The sequence below is a fragment of the Mesorhizobium sp. B2-3-11 genome, assembly GCF_006442215.1.
GTDB lineage: Bacteria > Pseudomonadota > Alphaproteobacteria > Rhizobiales > Rhizobiaceae > Mesorhizobium > Mesorhizobium salmacidum.
In genome coordinates this window covers 236,750-254,646 of sequence record NZ_VFVS01000003.1, presented here as the reverse complement: position 1 = coordinate 254,646, position 17,897 = coordinate 236,750, and the positions used below count along the sequence as shown (strand labels likewise).

Here is a 17,897-nt window from a genome sequence, read left to right as displayed (position 1 = left end):
ATCATTGGTGACATGCTACCGGGCAAACACGTCGTTTTGTTAAAGATAGGATTTTTCTCGGAGATAATGGTTTTTTCTAGAGATAGGGCGAACCCAGCCAGAGGATGCGGTCGAACAGGCGGATGATGAAGGGACGCGCCCGCAAGGAGGCCAGCGTGACTGGAACAGCCGTTTCGATCGCCGTTTCGATCCGCCTCTCGATCTCGGTGGCGAAGCCTGCGTCGAGGACCTCCAGGTCGATCTCGAAGTTGAGCCGCAGCGAGCGGGCGTCGAGATTGGAGGACCCGACATAGGCCCACACGCCGTCGATCGAAAGCAGCTTGGAATGGTCGAAGGGTCCTTCCGTGCGCCATATGCGGCAATAATTCTTCAGGATCTGGTCGAATTGCGCGGTCATGGCGCGGTCGACAAGGAAGAGATTGTTCACCGCCGGCACCACGACATCGATCTCGACACCGCGCCTGGCCGCGGTGACCAGGGCACTGATCAGTTCCCGGTCTGGCAGGAAATAGGGCGACATCAGGCGTATCGACTTGCGCGCCACCGAGAAGGCGCCGATCAGCAGTTTGTGGTTGGTTTCGTTGCTGGCATCCGGCCCGGATGCGACCGCACGCACCAGCATCGGCTGGCCGGCGGGCGGTGAAACCGGTGTGATCCGCCAGGCATCGCCCTTCAGCGCCTCCTTGGTGGCGAAGCGCCAGTCTTCCGCGGCGACCGAGAAGAGGTCGGCGACGACGGGTCCGGTGACCTGGAAATGCGTGTCCCTGGCGCTGTTCGACCCGGCGAACTCCGACGAAAATCCCTTGCGGATGTTCATGCCGCCGGTAAAGGCAACCGTGCCGTCGATCACCAGGATCTTGCGGTGGGTCCGCAGGTTGGCATAGGGCAGGCGCAGGCCCATGACGATGTTGCCGTTGAAGACATCCGCCGTAATGTTGGCGCGGCGCAGATGCCCCAGGATGCTGGGGACGGAGTAGCGGGCGCCGACGGCATCGATCAGCACACGCACGGTGACGCCGCGCCGGACAGCGCCGGCCAGCGCTTCGACGAAAAGCAGGCCGACGCCGTCATTGTCGAAAATATAGGTCTCCAGCAGGACGCTGCGCTCGGCTCCGTCGATCGCCGCGCACATTGCGGGGTAGGCCTCGTCGCCGCTCTCCAGCACGTCGATTGCATTTCCCGGGTTGAGCGCGCGCCGCGCCACCCTGTCGCCCAGCGTCCTGAGGCCGGTGAAGCGCTGTCCATAGCGCTCGACGATCAAGGCCTCTTCGGCGGCGACGTCGCGCTCATGCTTGGCCGACACCAGGCCTTCGGCAAGCGGGCGCTGGGCGCTGATCGTGGCGCGGCGGATGCGGTTGATGCCGGCCACCGCATAGATCAGCACGCCGAGGATTGGCGACAGCACCATGACGCCGACCCAGCCGGTGGCGGCGCGGACGTCCTCCTTGGTCATGACGGCATGGGCAATGCCGATGGTCGCCATCACCACCGAGATGATCGCCAGTATTTGTGTCCAGTGAATCACCAGGGTCTCGAACATTGCCGGGACTATCCAGCGAGCGCCCGCGGAAGGCAATGCAGCCGGCGATGTCCACATCCGCCCATTGGCCGCGCGGCGCTACCGGGTTGTGTCTACGGATGCAAGAACGGCCGGCGCACGGTTATTTGAGCAACTCAACCAAGACGCTGAAAGCGGCGTTCACCCTGACCCCGGGGAAGCATAGAGCCGTTGTGCTCCGGCGCCCCTCCCATTCTGCTTTGGTCTTCCAGGGCTTCCTGTACTTTGGTACCGCATCCGTTGTATATAAGGGGGAATGAAATTGCCGATGTAACACTTCGGCTGAAGGCGAGGGGGGCGCCGGATGATCACGTTCAACTTCGAAGGGCCGGGCGACGGCGATATGTCGGCCGATTGCCAGGACCAGTTGCTGCCTCTCGTCAACGGGATCGTCCAGGCTGCGGTGGCTGCCGGGTGGAACCGGGACGACGTTCTTCTGACTATCGTGGAACTCGCCTGGGATCTGTACGAGAACCGGCGCGGAGATCTCTAGCCGTTCATTTTTCCATCTTTATCTCGAATAAAGATTTTTATTTGCGCGTGGGAGTTCTTCCCAAGTCAAGGTGCGAGCGTTACGCTATCTTCCGGGTCGGGAAAGGGGATTTGAGGCGGCGTCGGACGGCTGAGGCAGCGCGAATGAAAAATGCGGACGAGGCACGGGAAAGCGGCGTTTCCCAAGGCATCGATCGGGAGCGAGCAGCTCGATACGTCCTGGACATCATTCCTGAAAGTGCAGGTCCGCGCAGGGCCACAGCGCAAGGACGCGTGATTTATTCCGTTCGCGGGCCCGGCTCGCGGACATTCCTGGCCAAGGAATACTCCGTAGGGGTCGTGCTTGCGCCCATGCAGCCCGCGCATTGTTCGCCGTCGGGACGCATCGATCCCATGAACGGGCCTGACGCTGCAGGCCCGCTGCGATCAATCACGAATTGTTTTCCGGCGAAACGGGGAAGGAAGCCTCGGGTTGAACTTTATCTGGGACATGTCAGGAGGCCGAAGAATGCCGGGCGATGATGGCCCCCCTGGGTCAGTTTCTCGAATCAATTCGGCGCGGCAGCCGGCGCTCACTGCAAAAGGCGGGCTTTCTCCCCGTGCCGCACGCAAGGTGCAAGACTTCCTGCACGAGAACTTCACCCGCAAGCTGTCGCTTGCCGAGATCGCCGCGGTCTGCGCGCTTTCGCCCTCTCACTTCGTGCGGGCATTTGCCAGGACGTTCGGGGTGCCGCCGCACCAATATGTCCTCGACCTGCGGCTGGACCTTGCCGAAAGGCTGCTTGCCGACAGCCGCATGACGATCGCGGACATCGCTCATTCCTGCGGATTTTCTAGCCAGAGCCATTTTACCACCATGATGAAGAAATACCGGCAGGTGACGCCATTGCAGGCGCGGGTAGGTAAGCTTAACGCCAAGGTTAGATGAAGGTCGACTTGCGGCGTTGTTTCACTGCTTGGTCTTAAAGCATCGGCTAAAGTAACGAGCCGTTAACCTCTGCCGGGTTGCTCGACTCTTTTCTCACAAGACAGCAATATCGTGAAATACCGCAAGCAGGAATCATGTCTTCCTGTCGTGGATTGGAATTGTCAGACGATTCCATGCCGGCCAGCGGAGAGGGCACCATGACCGACACCAAGACTTCGAGCGGCTCACTTGTTGTGCAGCGTCGCGCGGCGCGTTTCGCCGGCAACTGGATCGCGAATGCCGATCCTCGCTCTCGCTCGGTTCGCCGTCGTTTGATGGCGGTCCTGCGCATGGCTCATCGCGCGCAGGGTATGGGGCGCAAGCGCCTGGGGCTGGGAACGCTCGGGGTCGGCGGGATGCCGGCGGCGGCCGCGATGCTGGGCGCCTTCGCGATCGGCATGGCTGCGATGCCGGCTCAGGCGCAATATCAGGCTGGCGGCGGTTCAGCGACCGGTCCCGAGACCGTGGCGATCGGAAATGGCTCAACCGCCAGCCTTAACTGGGCCATAGCAGTCGGTTTCCAGGCCAATTCGGCGGCACAATATTCGATTGCCATTGGCCGGACCGCGTCGGCCACGGGCCCCGGCGGCGCGGTGGCGCTGGGCTCTGGCACAATCTCAAATAATGTCAACACGGTGGCGATCGGCGTGAGCGCCAGTGCCACCGGCGCCGGCGACAGCGCCTTGGGCACCTTCTCCGTTGCTTCCGGAGGTAACTCCACCGCGGTCGGCGTCAGTTCCTTGGCCAGCGGTTCCCTGTCATTCGCCGGGGGTTGGTCATCTAAAGCCACCGGGACGCGCGCCATCGCGCTCGGGAGTAACGCGGTCTCGTCGGGACTGGACACCATTGCCCAAGGTACCAACACGAACGCAGGCGCCCAGAATGCCGTTGCAATCGGCTTTCAGGCGACTGCAACCACGATAAACTCAGTCTATCTCGGCTCGCGCACTGCCGCCGGAACGGGAGCGCTGGCCCAGAGCGCCATCGCTATCGGTACTGATGTGACGGCGTCCCAGGTCGATACGATCGCGATGGGCCGCCAAAGCAAGGCGACTGGCACGAACGCCGCGGCGATCGGCCTATTTGCCAATGCTGCGGGGACAAGCTCCGGGGCGTTCGGTCGCTCTGCCACCGCTTCGGCCGACTTCTCGCTGGCACTGGGCAATTTGGCCGTGGCGAGCGCTACCGGCACGGTCGCGGCGGGGTCTGGAGCCCAGGCCGCGGGCGTCAACGCCACGGCGATCGGCAACAATGCCGCTGCGAGTGGCTTGAATGCAGCTTCGCTGGGAACGGCTGCAAACGCGAGCGCTCAATCTGCCATCGCCATAGGCACCACCTCCGTTGCGAGTGGCGCCGCCAGCACAGCGGTTGGTAACGTCGCCGTTGCCAGCGGCCAAAATGCCTCCTCATTCGGGTCCGGATCCAAGGCGACGGGAGACAATTCCCTCGCTGCCGGCGTCAGCGCCAACGCCAGCGGGGTCGCCAGCACCGCACTCGGCATCGGCGCCGCGGCGTCGGCCACGAGCGCCATCGCCATCGGCAACAATGCCGCGGCCAGTTCCACCAACGCGGTTGCCATGGGCACCAACGCGGTGGCGACCGGCGGCCAAGCCATCTCCATCGGTGCGAACAACACCGCCTATGGTGACGGCGCGGTGGCCATCGGCGATCCGAGCTTCGCCAGCGGCACCGGCGCCTTCACCGGCGGCGCCAACAACATCGCCAACAGCGACGGCACGGCAACCGCCACCGCCGCCAACCAGGCCGCCGGCGCGGTCGCCATCGGCAACAACAACAAGGCGATCGGGCAGGGCTCGGTGGCGCTGGGCAACGGCTCGACGGCGGGTGCCGCCGGTCTCGCCGGCAATGTCGCGCTGGGCAACGGCGCGACGGCGGCGGCAAGCTCCGGCGACGTGGCGCTCGGCTCGGGCTCGGTGACCGCCGTGGCGGTAGGCACCGCCAGTGGAGTGGTCAACGGCACGATCTATGCCTTCCAGGGCACCAACCCGACCTCGACGGTCAGCATCGGCGCGCCCGGAGCGGAACGCACCATCACCAACCTGGCGGCGGGGCGGATCAGCGCGCTCTCGACCGACGCCATCAACGGTTCGCAGCTCTTCGCCACCAACCAGGCGGTTGATGCCATCGGCGCCGTCGTCAACAACATCAATGTCGGCGGCGGCATCAAGTATTTCCATGCCAATTCGGCGCTGCCTGACTCCCAGGCGCTGGGAGCCGATTCCGTCGCTGTCGGCCCGAACGCGGTGGCCAACAATGCCGGCGACGTCGCGATCGGCCTGAATTCGGCGTCGGGTGCCACGACCAATGTCGGCGGCGCAACCATCGGCGGCGTCAACTACAGCTTCGCCGGCGGCACGCCGGCGGGCGCTTTCTCGGTCGGCTCGGCCGGCGCCGAGCGCCAGATCCAGAACGTCGCGGCCGGGCAGTTGAACGGCGGTTCGACCGATGCCGTCAACGGCTCGCAGCTCTTCGCCACCAACCAGCAGGTGACGCAGAACACGACCGACATCGCCAATATCGGCAGTGGCGTGACCAATCTCGGCAACACGATCAACAACATTGCCGGCGACACCTCGACCGCCTACACCGATGCCAACGGCATAGGCATCCGCTACGCCCGCACCAACGAGGCCGGCCTGGCGCAGACGGACTCCTTCGCACAAGGCGTCGGTTCCACCGCGGTCGGCTACCAGGCGACCGCGACCGGGGTCAGCGCGCTGGCGCTCGGCCGCGACAGCAACGCCAGCATCGACGGCGGCGTGGCGCTCGGCTCGGGTTCGGTCTCCGATCGCGCGATCGCTCCGGCTACCGGGCAACTGCCCGCCGGCCCATCCAACTTCATCCAGTACAACACCACCGACAAGACGCTGCGCGGCGCCGTGTCGGTCGGCAACGCCACATCCTATCGGCAGATCACCAATGTGGCCGACGGCACGCAGGACCAGGACGCGGTGACGGTGCGCCAGCTCGCCGGCGCCATCGCTGCCGTATCGGCCACCTCGACCAAGTATTTCCATGCCAATTCGGTGGCGGGCGACTCGCTGGCGGTCGGCGCGGAATCGGTCGCGGTCGGTCCGACCACGGTCGTCAACGGCGATAACGGCATCGGCATCGGCAACGGCGCCGTCGTCGACCAGACGGCACCCGGCGGCACGGCCATCGGCCAGAACGCCCATGTGATGCTGGCCGACGGCCTGGCGCTCGGCACCAATTCGCTCGCCTCCGGCATCCAGTCGGTGGCGCTCGGCGCCGGCGCCCAAAGCAGCTTCATCAACAGCGTGGCGCTGGGCGCGCAGTCCGTCACCACGGTCGGCGCACAGGCCGGTTACACGGCCTTTGCCCTGACCACCCCGCAGACTTCGGTGGGCGAGGTGTCGATCGGCGGCGCCGGGGCCGAACGCAAGCTCACCAATGTCGCGGCGGGTTCGGCCGACACCGACGGCGTCAACGTCTCGCAGTTGCGCGGCGTGTCGCAGAACGTAACCAACCTGTTCGGCGGCGGCACCACGGTCAATCCCGACGGCTCGATCACCGGCCCGACCTATAATATCCAGGGCAACAATTATTCGACCGTCTATGATGGCTTCACCGCCGTCGACAATGCGCTGACCAACATCAACAATGGCGGCGGCATCAAGTATTTCCACGCCAATTCGGGACTGGCAGACAGCGTCGCCGGGGGCACCAACGCCGTGGCGATCGGGCCGGAGAGCGTGGCGAGCGGCACAGACAGCCTGGCCGCCGGCCATGGTTCGACAGCCGCGGGCCAAGGCGCCGTCGCGCTCGGCCAGGGCGCACAGGCCAACAACGCCAGCGATGTGGCGCTCGGTTCGGGTTCGGTGTCGCAGACCGCGGTCGGTACGTCCAGCACCACCATCAACGGCAAGACCTACGCCTATGCCGGCACCACCCCGACCGGAACCGTCAGCGTCGGCGACGCCGGCTCCGAGCGGACGATCACCAATGTCGCCGCCGGACGCGTTTCTTCCGGCAGCACCGATGCGATCAACGGCTCGCAGCTCTACGCCACCAACACGGCGATCGAGGACCTGACCAAGACGATCGGCGGCATCGGCGGCACTGTCCAAAACACCGTGCAATACGACACCGTCAACAATCCGGACGGATCGACGACCAAGACCAACAAGATAACGCTGCAGGGCGGCGATCCGAATGCGCCTGTCGTCATCTCCAACGTCGGCCCCGGCGTTGCCGGCACCGACGCGGTCAACGTCAACCAGCTGAACCTGAACCTGGCCCAGAGCAAGACCTATACCGACCAGGTGGCGGTCACGACGTTGCAGCAGGCCAACAATTATACCGACCAGAAAGTGGGCCAGCTCAATTCCGACATCAGCGGCATCAGGGACGAAGCCCGGCAGGCGGCGGCAATCGGACTGGCGGCGGCCTCGCTGCGCTATGACGACCGTCCCGGCAAGCTGAGCGTGGCAGCCGGCGGCGGCTTCTGGCGGGATTCGAGCGCCTTTGCCTTCGGCGCGGGCTACACCAGCGAGGACGGCCGCATCCGTGGCAACGTGTCCGGCACGGCGGCGGGTGGAAATGTCGGTGTCGGCGCCGGCCTGAGCTTCACCTTGAACTGAGGTGGGCAGCAGGGCGGCAATGAACAGGCGAACCGGCCATGACAGGCTAGACGCTGATCCGGGAAGACCGTCTGGTTTTCCCGGATTCGCCTTGGCATGCCTGACCTGCCTGGCGCTTGCCGGCGGGCTGGCGCCAGCTGTCGGGCAGGTGGCTTCGCCCTACAGGATCAAGCCCTCCGACGTGGTCTTGCCTCCCGACGTGAAGCTCGGACAATACCAGCGCACCATCCGTCCCTTCGAGAACTGGACACTGATCTGCGACGAGAACCTCAAGGCGCGCAAGAAGGTCTGCAACGTCTCGCAGGTGATCGAGGACGGCGCCGGCAAGATGGCGTTCAGTTGGTCGCTCGCGGCCACCCAGGACGGCAAGCCCTACATGATCCTACGCACCGCGCCGAACGCCAGGAGCGATGGGCTGGTGTCGCTGAAGTTCGATGGGCGCGCCGAACCGATCGACGTGCATCTGAATGGCTGCAACGAGATGGTCTGCGTCGGCATGCTGCCGGTGGGACCCCTGATGCGCCAGGAGATAGCGCAGAAGGCGACGCCGGCGATTTCCTACCCGACCGTCGATGGCCAGACCATTACCGTCACCGCAACGCTCAAGGGGCTATCAGAGGCCCTTGCGCCAATCAAATGACCGAGGCAGCACCGTGAGCCAGCAAGACCCGTTCATCTCCGCGACGCGCAGCAATCCGACCGTCGATCCGGACCGCAAAAGGATCGTCGAGCCGGACCGCAAGAGGCCCGTCGAGCCGCCGCGGCGGTGGCCGCGCATCGTCGGATTGTCGCTGTTGGGCTTGGCCATGATGGGCATCGGCTTCGCCGGCGCGAACTATGCCGCGATCGCCGGCCTGGTCGGCAGCCCGACGGCGGCACAGGCCGAGGCCGCCGCCGCTCCCGCGCTGCCGGACACGCCCTTCCTCCAGCACGTCAAGCAGGCCGGCGTACAGGCCTGCTCGACCGTTTTTCCGGTGCTCGGACAGCTTTTGACAACCGGCACGAAATACAGCGTCAAATCCCTGTGGAACGACCAGGCCGCGGACAAGCACGCCGTCCAGGCTTTTGTCGGCATGGACTATGCCACGGACCGCTACAGCGGGCCGGCCGCCGGCGTGGTCTTCGCATCGCCCACCGCTTCGGGCTGCGAGGGCGCGATGGTGCGGGTGGCGCCGTTCGCCAGCCCGTGCGCGGACATTCCCTCCGTTCTTCCGCAAGGCAGCAAGATCACGGATCATCTCGGACAGGTCGAAGTGTACGAGCTTGGCGGCAACACGGGTGAAGCGCTTCTGCTGCCGACGGGCAACACATGCGTGGTGATTTCCATCGCATCGGCGGCCAAGTGAGGATGTCAGGCGAATGGGCGAGGCGCCCTGGAAAGGATTGCGGACCATGAAATCGCGACGTTTGACAGTCTTGTGCATGGCCTTGCTGTGGAGCGGGCAGGTGGTCTCGGCCGATCTTGTGGAGCCGTCCGAACCGCCACAGGAGGAGAAAGGCATCTGGGCGGCAATCGCCTACTCCCAGACCGATACCAAGTACGGCTTCTTCTGGGGCGCCGACAAGCGGCAGGAAGCCAAGGACATAGCGCAGAAATATTGCGAGAATGCCGGTGGAAAGGCCTGCAATGTCGTTGCCGTGTTCCGCAATCACCGCCATTGGACGGACGACGACGAGACAGGATTTCCCTACAAGCATTGCGGCGCGCTCGCCGTGGCCGACAAGGTGGAGCACCGGTTCACCCCCTGGGGCGTGAACTCGGCCGAGACCCGCCGGGAGGCGGAGGACCTCGCGCTCCAGGCCTGCGAGGCGGGGGGGATCCAGTGCAAGATCCGCGAATGGGTCTGTACGTGAGAATAACGGCGTCTCGAAGCCGACACTTTGGGCATTTGCCCGGCACAAAAGAGAAGGCCGCATTCATTGGTTCATAGACATTTTTCGCTGAAGGCAGCCGCCATCTGCGCGGCTGCCTTCTCCGCTTCGCTGCCTGCTGCTTTCGCCCAACAGCAGCAGGCGGCGTCGCTGCCGAACGGCGCATCGTCGCTCCAGGAAATCTATCAGGACTGGCAGCTGGCCTGCGGCATGCAGGACAATGCCCGGGTCTGCACGGTCACGCAGGACCAGACGCAGAAAAACGGCCAAAGGCTTCTGGCCGTGGAACTGCGCGTGGGGCGGAAGGGCGGATTGACCGGAACCTTGCTGCTGCCCTTCGGCATCCTGTTCGAGCCCGGTGTGGCGGCGCAGATCGACGACCAGCAGCCCGTCGGACCGTTGAAGTTCAGGACCTGCCTGCCGAATGGCTGCGTGGCGCTGTTTCCGATCGACCGGGCGCTGACGCAGAGGCTCAAGGCAGGCACCGAGCTCAAGCTCAACGTCACCACGGCGGCCGAAACCCCGCTGAGTTTCCCGGTGTCGCTGAAAGGCCTTGGCGCCGCCCTCGATCGTATGGTCGCGCTCAGCGCACGTTGAGGTGCAAGGCGATGGGGCCCTCAAAAGGCCCATTGCAGCGCGAGGCCGACCACGGACAGTCCCATTGTGATTGTCGCGAGCCATCCGAGAAAGCGCAGCCAACCCCCAACGGGGAATTCGCCCATGATGTCGGAGCGCCCGGTCATCAGCATCATGACGACCATTACGGGGACCGCGCATATGCCGTTGATGACGGCGCTCCAGTAAAGCGCCTTGATGGGATCGATCGGCGTGAGCATGATCCCCATTCCCAGCGCCACGGCGGCGGCCAGGGTCGCATAAAATGCCATCGCTGCCTTCGGCTTGCGCTCCAGTCCCACTGGCCAGCGGCACGCCTCGCCCACGGCGAATGCGGCCGAGCCCGCGAGAACCGGCACCGCGAGAAGGCCGGTGCCGATAATCCCCATTGCAAAGATCTCAAATGCGAATTTGCCCGCGACCGGCTCCAGGGCCTTGGCCGCATCAGAGGAAGAATTGATGTCGGTCACTCCGGCCTTGTGCAGGGTGGCAGCCGTTGTAACGATGATTGCGATGGCTATCAGGTTCGAAAAAGCCATGCCCACCAGGGTGTCGGCGCGAATGCGCTGGAAGGCACCCGGCGCTTGCCACGGTGCCCGCCTCAGCGGCTTGGCCTTGGGGTCGATCGTCTCCTCTTCGACCTCTTGCGACGCTTGCCAGAAGAACAGGTAGGGAGAAATCGTGGTGCCGAGTATGGCCAGAAATGTCGTGAAAAAGGCCCGGCTCCATTCCATATGCGGAAGAACGACCCCCTTGAGGGCCTCGCCCCATGGGATATCAGCCAGAAACGCAGCCACCACGTAGGCAAAAAGGCTCAGCGTTGTCCATTTCAGGACCGTGACGTACCGGCGGTAGTCGAGAAAGACGATCGCCAAAACGCAAGCCAGGCCGAACGCAACGACGTAAAGCGAGCTTGGGCCGCCCACCAGCAATCGCAATGCATCAGCCATCGCGCTCAGGTCCGCCCCGATGTTGATCACGTTGGCGGCGAACAAAAGCAAGGCTACAAAATATATTAGGGGAGACGGGTAGTGTCGGGCCAGATTGCCGGAAATACCTCGACCCGTCGTGCGGCCTATCCGCGCTGCTATCTCCTGGATCGCGACCATGAGCGGAAGAGTGAACACCATGGTCCAACCGACATCGAAGCCCAGCTGAGCGCCCGCTTGGCTGTACGTGCCGATGCCCGAAGGGTCATCGTCCGAAGCGCCTGTGATGAAACCAGGTCCGATTGTGCGCAGGAATCGCTGAAAGGGCCCTTTTGCCCGAATATTGCTCTGTTTTTCAGAGACTTCGGCGCTTATGTCCCTCATGGAGGTGCTCCAAAAACGCGGTCCCTTCGATATCCGCTTGAAGCAAAATTCAGCGCTCGCCGTTCGGTTCCTTTAGCTATCGCTGAAACATCATTGGTGCTTGCTTTGCCGGAGACATGATATTTCTCGCGCGGGTCGGTTTCCGCGACATGTGAGGGCCATCATCAAATCGATCGCAAAGAACCCATAAGAATTTCGCTGAAGATCGTTTCACTCGGAACATATAAGCGAGCGACTGGTTTGGTGGAGGCAGCACACACAACCAAGGGAGATCCTCCATGATTACCAAACTTCTCTCCGCCACCGTGCTTGCGGTCGCTCTGGCCACATCGGCCATGGCACAGTCGAACGGCACCGGAACCAACAGCGGTTCAGGCTCGACATCCGGCATGACCAATGGCGCAAATGGGACCGGCACCGGCTCTGGTGCAGGGGTAACGCCCACCGATCCGAACGCTACTAATTCGACAAAATCGTCGAGCGGCATGACCGACCGCTGCAAGGACGCCGCGGGCAACGACATCGACAACAACACCGCCTCCGGCGCGACAACGTCGAACATGCAGAACTGCAACAAATGAGCCGGTGGCTAGGAGCACCGCCCGAAGTCGCTCTTCTCTCCGGGGCGACCAGGCGGGCGGCGTTCTCGTTGCAACGCCGCAGGCGCAGATGAGCCGACAGGCCGTCAAGCAGGCGCCATCGGCCCTGCCGTGGGCGGCAGGCGCTTCGGCGGCTACCCTTATTGCGTTGTCGATCTGCGCGATCGGCTTGATGCGCAGCAGCAATCTGCGAGAAACCACCATCCTGCAGGCGGTTGGGGGAGATCCTGACCGCGCCGTCCCGGCAATGATCCGCAATGGCTGTGGCGGATGCCACGAAATTCCGGGAGTCCCTGGTGCCCGTGGCACCGTCGGTCCTTCCCTGCGAGGCGTCGCCGAGAGAGAATATGTCGGGGCGTCGCGAACGTCCCCAGACGCGATGATGCGTTGGATTAGCAGGGCGCGCGACGTCGATCCCAAGACGGCCATGCCCAACACAAATCTGTCGCCCCAGGAGGCGCGCGACATCACCGCCTATCTTTATGCACGAACATGAGACGCGCTGAGGGCAGTGCTGGGCGCAGTCGTTTTGCCAGCAGAAACAGTAGACCAAGGAGCAATCCGGCGCCTCCAACCGCCAGCGCCTGTCCCGCCAGAACCAGGACTGTCTGCGCCGTTGACGTGCCGGCCCGCATCTGACGCACGTCGGCCGCCGTAACGCGCGCTTCCGGATTTCCGAATTGCGCGGTCACATAATTTGCAAGTATCGCCACCTGGGCGTCGTCCAACCAGCCGGCGAAGGCCGCCATTGATTTGCGTTCCGCGACGTCACCAGCCTTGACGCCTTCGAGGATCGTCATGACGACATTGTCAGGCACGGCCGCGCCGGGGGAGGTGTTGTGGATCAGTGATGGGGCGGAGCCGTCCGCTGATCCGCCTCCATTTGCTCCATGACACCCCGAACAGAGCGATCGATAGAGATCGCCGCCGGCCGAGGTTCCGCTACCTTGCGCCTTGCTTCCAGCATTGTCCGCGATCGTGGGCACATTGCCCCATGAAAAACGCGGCTGCCTTTCGTCCCCGGGTTGTGCGGGCACATCCCTGAGATAGGCGACCATGGCACGGATGTCGTCGTCCGACAGATGTTGCAGGCTGTTCATGACCGTTTCCGCCATCGGGCCGCTTGCATATGCCTTTCCGGGCACGGCGCCGGTCTTGAGAAACCGAAACAGCTCTTCATCGCTCCAGCCACCGACGCCTGCGATCTTGTCACTGGTGATGTTGAAGGCTTGCCAGATGCCGGCGCTGCCGCCGGCAAGCTTGCGATTGTCATCCATGCCGAACGTCGTATTTCTTGGCGTGTGACAGGCACCGCAGTGACCGAGCACTTCGACAAGATAGGCCCCTCTGTTCCATGCGGCGGTTCGGCTCCGATCCGGCATGAAACCGCCGCTATGCAAGTTCGCGAGCTTCCACAGCGCCAGAGTCCATCGCTGGTTGAACGGAAAAGGCAGGATGTTTGCTGGGCGCGGCTGGGAGATCGGCGGCTGCGCCAGCAGATACGACCGGATCGCGAGCACGTCCTCGCGGTTCATCGCTGCGAAGCTGTCATAGGGCATGGCGGGATAAAGGTCGGCCCCGTCACGCCTGACGCCTTGCTGGACGGCTCGTATGAACTCGTCCGCGGAATAGCGCCCGATGCCCGTATCGAGGTCCGGTGTGATGTTGGTGGAAAAGACGTCGCCAAACGGCGTAGGGACGCGATAGCCTCCGGCGAATGGGCGGCTGGGATTGGATGTGTGGCAGCCGATGCAGTCGGCCGCCCGGGTAAGATATTCACCCTTCTGGATTTCGCTCGCCTGCAGGTGCGTGCAAAACGCCAACGATGCCAAAACGGACGCGATCGCATAAGAGATGGCGGCCGGGACTGGAGCGCTCACCGCATGCCGAAGCGCACGGCGGTGCACGGCCAATAGCCCGCTTCGTGGCGCCATCACAGTTCGCACCCGCTGAAGGTCAGCCCTGCCAACATTTGTGTCAGCATCACGAGCGTGAACAGCGCTCCAATGCCGACCGAAGTCCTGGCCAGAAACATGCGAGTGCGCGCTTTAAGGGGCGGGCTCGTGCCATGGCCTCGGTCATGAATCGCGCGCCACGACAGCAGCGCGCCTGCCGTGGCGGCGGCGGCACCTATCAACGAGAACAAGGCAGTGGGCCAAAAGCTGGCGTGGCATTGCCAGAACGCGGTTGAATAATCGAGCTGCAGCGTTATGGCCCACGCGGCTGGTCCACTGACCAGGCCTGCCCAGGAAACGCCGGTGCGGATCGCCTGCATCTCACATCCTCGGGGCCCAGTAGATGATAAGATAGAGCACGACCCATGAGACGACCACGAAGTCCCAATAGAAGGCGTTGTCCGAGACGTCGCTGAAGCGTCGGCCGGCCTTGCCTTTTTGCGTGAACATGAGAGCCGCAAGGACGATCGTGTCCCCGACATCGGTAAGGAGATGCGTTGTGTGCAGCCCGAGCAGGAACCAGACGATCGAGCCGTAGGCGTTCTGATCCCAGGAAATCCGCAGCGCCGGAAATTCCCAGACACGAACGATCAGCGGAAGAATTCCGGCGATCGACATGATGATCATGCCAAGGCGAACTTTCGCGAGGTCCTGACGGCGCGCCCAAAGTTCGAGCAGATGGTTGGGCACGATGCTCGCCAGCAGAATAACCAATACTGTCGTGCCTGGCAGCAGATCTGGTGCCGGCGCCCCGATCGGCCAATGCGGGGCCAGCACAGCCAGATAGAAATAGGTGCCGATCGCCAAGGCGAACCCCGTCGCCTCAAGGGCGATGAAGGCAAGGGTTCCCCACCACATCGGGCTCGCCGCCCCGAAATCATATGTGGGCAGGTGGCTGACATCGGCGACAGGGCGCTGCCTCATTCCTCGTCCTCCGGTTCGCCTTTCGGCCAGAACCAACAGATGAAGCCAATCGAGACCGGTATAGCGCCCCAGACCACCGCCCATGGCGTGAATATCGAGCCGAGAAATGCGCCGCCAACCGCGATGGCCGAGAGCAGCGGCCAAATCGAATTGTCGGCCGATGGCACCCTCAGTTGCGGCACCGCGTCGGCGACCGTGCCGGCGAGCACCTCGCGGGCATCGACGCGCAGGCCTTCGACGACGAGGAGCATGTCGGGTTCGGCCCAGAGCGGTTCGCGGTGGTTTACCACCGGCAGCCGCGAAAAATCGTAGGAGGGCGGCGGCGAAGTCGTCGCCCATTCGAGCGTGCTCGCCTGCCAGGGATTATCTCCGGCAATGCGGCCGTTGCGAAGGCTGAGCAGGATGTTCAGGAAGAAAAGCGCAAAACCGGCGAACACCACCAGCGACGAGAGGCTGATGAAGAGGTTCATCTCGCCCCAGCCGCTCGCCGGCGGATAGGTGTAAACACGGCGCGGCATGCCTTGCAGACCCAGAATGTGCATGGGGAAGAAGGTGAGATTGAACCCGAGAAAGACCAGCCAGAAGTTCCAGCGGCCAAGCCTTTCAGACAGCATGCGGCCGGTGATCTTGGGGAACCAGTAATAGACGGCGCCGAGCAGGGGAAAGACGGCGCCGCCGACCAGCACGTAATGGAAATGGGCAACCACGAAATAGGTGTCGTGCACCTGCAGGTCGAGCGGTACCGAGGCGACCATGACCCCGGTCAGTCCGCCGATCACGAAGGTGAAGATGAAGCCGAGCACGAAAAGCATGGGCGTGCCGAAGCTCGGCCGGCCGTCCCAGATCGTCGCGATCCAGCAGAAGATCTGAATGCCGCTCGGAATGGCGATCATCATCGAGGAAGCGGTGAAGAAGCTCTCGCCGAGCTGGGGCAGACCGGTGGCGAACATGTGGTGCACCCACAGGCCAAAGGAGAGGAAGCCGATCGCGACCAGCGACAGCACGATCCCGAGATAGCCGAAGACCGGGCGCCGGGCGAAGGTCGGCAGGATCGCGGAGACAAAGCCGGTCGCCGGAATGAAGATAATGTAGACCTCGGGATGACCGAAGAACCAGAACAGATGCTGCCACAGCAGTGCATCTCCCCCCGCGGCAGGATCGAAAAATTTCGTGCCGACCAACCGGTCGAGGATCAGCATCGTGCTCGATACCATCACCGCGGGCATGGCGAACAGTATGACGAAAGCGGTGACGAGGACCGACCAGACATAGAGCGGGATGCGGTCGAGCGACATGCCCGGCGCGCGTTGTTTGAACACTGTCGCAATGATCTCGACAGCGACCGCGAGTGCGGACACTTCCGTATAAGTCACCATCTGCGCCCAGAAATCGGGGCGCTTACCGATGCCGTATTCAGGTCCGGCGAGCGGAACATAGGAGAACCAGCCGGCGTCGGCGCCGGTTTCGAAGGCAAAGGCGATCCAGATCATCAGCCCGCCAAAAAGATAGACCCAGTAGCTGAAGGCATTGAGGCGCGGGAAGGCGACATTGCGGGTCCCGATCATCAGCGGCACCAGGTAGATGGCGAACGCCTCCATCACCGGTACGGCGAACAGAAACATCATCGTCGTGCCATGCATGGTGAACAGCTGGTTGTAGAGATCGGGACCGATGTAGCCGGCTTCGGGCCGGGCAAGCTGGAACCGCATCGCCAGCGCGGACAGACCTGCAAGGATGAGGAACAGGAAAGCCGTCACGATATAGCGCCGGCCGATCAGCTTGTGATCGACAGTGACCAGCCAGCCATAGAGGCCTTTCGGCGTTCGCCAGGCATGCGCCAGAAAGGCGCGCAGCCTCGCCTCATCGAGGCCGGTGTCCCGCACGCCTTTCAGCACCTCCTGTTCATGCTCGGCTGACGTTCCCGCAACGCCGCTCATTCAAGGCTTCCAAGATAGGTGACGACGGCATTGAGATCGTCGGCGCTGAGGGCAATGCGCGGCATCTTGGCGCCGGGCTTCATGGACTGCGGATCGGCTATCCAGGCAGCAAGCGCCCCTGGGGTGATGGCCAACGTATCCGCAGCCAGTGCGCGGCGGCCTGCGAGATGGGTAAGATCAGGTCCAAGCGTTCCGCTGGCCGGTGTGCCTCTTATCGTGTGGCAGAGTGCACAGCCGGTAGAAAGAAAAGCCCGCTGGCCGCGGCGTTCTTCTTCGCCGGCGGGCGCGGGCGCCGCGGCGTCCTGCCTGGATCGCCACGCATCGAAAGCTTCGCGGCTTTCCGCAACGACGGTGATGGCCATATGGGCGTGCTGATAGCCGCAGAACTCCGCGCATTGGCCGCGATAGGTTCCGGGTTTGTCCGCAATAAGCGTGAGCTCGCTTGGCCGGCCCGGGATGAGATCCCTTTTGCCGGCGAGGCTTGGCACCCAGAAGCTATGAATGACATCGAGCGAATCGAGCTCGACCTTGACCGGGTCGCCAACGGGAATATGGATCTCGTTTGCCGTGACGATCGCTTGCGACGGTTCATTCCCGAAGTAACGGACCTCCCACCACCATTGATGCCCGGTGACCCGGACGGTGAGCGTTTCCGTTCCGCTCAGCGAAGCAATGGATTTGCCCGCGAAAAAGCTCATCGTCGTCAGTATGACGAGCACGAGAACGGTCAAAGCGATGGCGCTTGCGACAAGGCGCGTAAACCGACGTTCCTGCCGGAGATCGATCTCAAGTGGCAAATGCGTTGTCTCGGTCGGAGGGCGACGCAGAAGCGCTGCCGCCAAGACCAGCATGACAAGCAGCCATGTGCCCGTCGCAACCGCGCTGAAGGACCAGATCAGGTCAAGGATCCTTCGGGCATTCGCACCGTGTGGATGAAGCGCGGACTGCCAGTCGCTGCATCCAGCCAGGACCAGCATTGGCGCTGTGCTGGCCCACTGTTTTGGCCATGTGCAGGTGAGCGGCATCAGCGGTCGTTTCCGCGT

At 63.4% G+C, this 17,897-nt stretch carries 16 protein-coding genes; 9 read left to right on the top strand and 7 right to left on the bottom strand.

The features are described 5' to 3' along the window. Positions 1-76: 76 nt before the first annotated feature. On the bottom strand, positions 77-1,540 hold the full coding sequence (locus tag FJ960_RS06645; protein WP_140712648.1) for a phosphatidylserine/phosphatidylglycerophosphate/cardiolipin synthase family protein: 1,464 nt from the start codon (positions 1,538-1,540) through the stop codon (positions 77-79). Positions 1,541-1,862: 322 nt separating this feature from the next. Here FJ960_RS06645 and FJ960_RS06640 point away from each other — a divergent pair, with 322 nt between their 5' ends. The 7 genes from FJ960_RS06640 to FJ960_RS06605 all read left to right on the top strand — a co-directional run bounded on the left by FJ960_RS06640 (position 1,863) and on the right by FJ960_RS06605 (position 10,108). After that, on the top strand, positions 1,863-2,051 hold the full coding sequence (locus FJ960_RS06640; RefSeq protein WP_181165818.1) for a hypothetical protein: 189 nt from the start codon (positions 1,863-1,865) through the stop codon (positions 2,049-2,051). A gap of 507 nt (positions 2,052-2,558) precedes the next feature. Next, a complete protein-coding gene (locus FJ960_RS06630) occupies positions 2,559-2,978 on the top strand; it encodes an AraC family transcriptional regulator (protein WP_181169734.1) in 420 nt (139 codons plus the stop codon). 197 nt (positions 2,979-3,175) lie between these two features. Beyond that, positions 3,176-7,639, top strand: coding sequence for a YadA-like family protein (locus tag FJ960_RS06625; protein WP_140712644.1), 4,464 nt, complete (start codon positions 3,176-3,178; stop codon positions 7,637-7,639). A gap of 91 nt (positions 7,640-7,730) precedes the next feature. Next, positions 7,731-8,279: an invasion associated locus B family protein gene (locus tag FJ960_RS06620; RefSeq protein ID WP_140712642.1), complete on the top strand. Its 549-nt coding sequence runs from the start codon at positions 7,731-7,733 to the stop codon at positions 8,277-8,279. 13 nt (positions 8,280-8,292) lie between these two features. Continuing rightward, positions 8,293-8,985 carry a hypothetical protein gene (locus FJ960_RS06615; protein ID WP_140712640.1) on the top strand — a complete coding sequence of 231 codons (693 nt, stop codon included), beginning with the start codon at positions 8,293-8,295 and terminating at the stop codon, positions 8,983-8,985. A 46-nt stretch (positions 8,986-9,031) separates the two neighbouring features. Then, the gene (locus tag FJ960_RS06610; RefSeq protein WP_027144313.1) at positions 9,032-9,493 is read left to right on the top strand and encodes a DUF4189 domain-containing protein; all 462 of its coding nucleotides are present in this window, start codon (positions 9,032-9,034) and stop codon (positions 9,491-9,493) included. A 66-nt stretch (positions 9,494-9,559) separates the two neighbouring features. Beyond that, positions 9,560-10,108, top strand: a complete 549-nt coding sequence (locus FJ960_RS06605) for an invasion associated locus B family protein (RefSeq protein ID WP_140712638.1) — start codon at positions 9,560-9,562, stop codon at positions 10,106-10,108. Between the two features lie 20 nt (positions 10,109-10,128). Here the strand turns inward: FJ960_RS06605 and FJ960_RS06600 are convergent, their stop codons facing one another. Next, positions 10,129-11,439, bottom strand: a complete 1,311-nt coding sequence (locus FJ960_RS06600) for a divalent metal cation transporter (RefSeq protein WP_140712636.1) — start codon at positions 11,437-11,439, stop codon at positions 10,129-10,131. 278 nt (positions 11,440-11,717) lie between these two features. Between FJ960_RS06600 and FJ960_RS06595 the strand changes: the two genes are divergently transcribed. Together FJ960_RS06595 and FJ960_RS06590 are read left to right on the top strand one after the other, a co-directional pair. Continuing rightward, complete coding sequence (locus FJ960_RS06595; RefSeq protein ID WP_140712635.1) at positions 11,718-12,020, top strand: hypothetical protein; 303 nt, start codon at positions 11,718-11,720, stop codon at positions 12,018-12,020. Between the two features lie 88 nt (positions 12,021-12,108). Continuing rightward, positions 12,109-12,534: a c-type cytochrome gene (locus tag FJ960_RS06590; RefSeq protein WP_140712633.1), complete on the top strand. Its 426-nt coding sequence runs from the start codon at positions 12,109-12,111 to the stop codon at positions 12,532-12,534. Here FJ960_RS06590 and FJ960_RS06585 read toward each other — a convergent pair. From FJ960_RS06585 to coxB, 5 genes are read right to left on the bottom strand one after another with little or no spacing between them, the layout of a single operon-like run. Continuing rightward, entirely contained in the window at positions 12,506-13,945 is a 1,440-nt protein-coding gene (locus FJ960_RS06585) for a cytochrome c (protein WP_246672649.1), read from the bottom strand. The genes FJ960_RS06590 and FJ960_RS06585 overlap by 29 nt on opposite strands. Positions 13,946-13,971: 26 nt before the next feature. After that, on the bottom strand, positions 13,972-14,313 hold the full coding sequence (locus FJ960_RS06580; protein WP_027144317.1) for a hypothetical protein: 342 nt from the start codon (positions 14,311-14,313) through the stop codon (positions 13,972-13,974). Position 14,314: 1 nt separating this feature from the next. Then, positions 14,315-14,917, bottom strand: coding sequence for a cytochrome c oxidase subunit 3 (locus FJ960_RS06575; RefSeq protein WP_140504051.1), 603 nt, complete (start codon positions 14,915-14,917; stop codon positions 14,315-14,317). Further along, the gene (ctaD, locus tag FJ960_RS06570) at positions 14,914-16,854 is read right to left on the bottom strand and encodes a cytochrome c oxidase subunit I (protein WP_140712631.1); all 1,941 of its coding nucleotides are present in this window, start codon (positions 16,852-16,854) and stop codon (positions 14,914-14,916) included. The genes FJ960_RS06575 and ctaD overlap by 4 nt, the downstream gene beginning before the upstream one ends. Then, positions 16,851-17,879, bottom strand: a complete 1,029-nt coding sequence (coxB, locus tag FJ960_RS06565; protein ID WP_140712629.1) for a cytochrome c oxidase subunit II — start codon at positions 17,877-17,879, stop codon at positions 16,851-16,853. Before coxB ends, ctaD begins: the two co-directional genes overlap by 4 nt. Between the last annotated feature and the right edge of the window lie 18 nt (positions 17,880-17,897).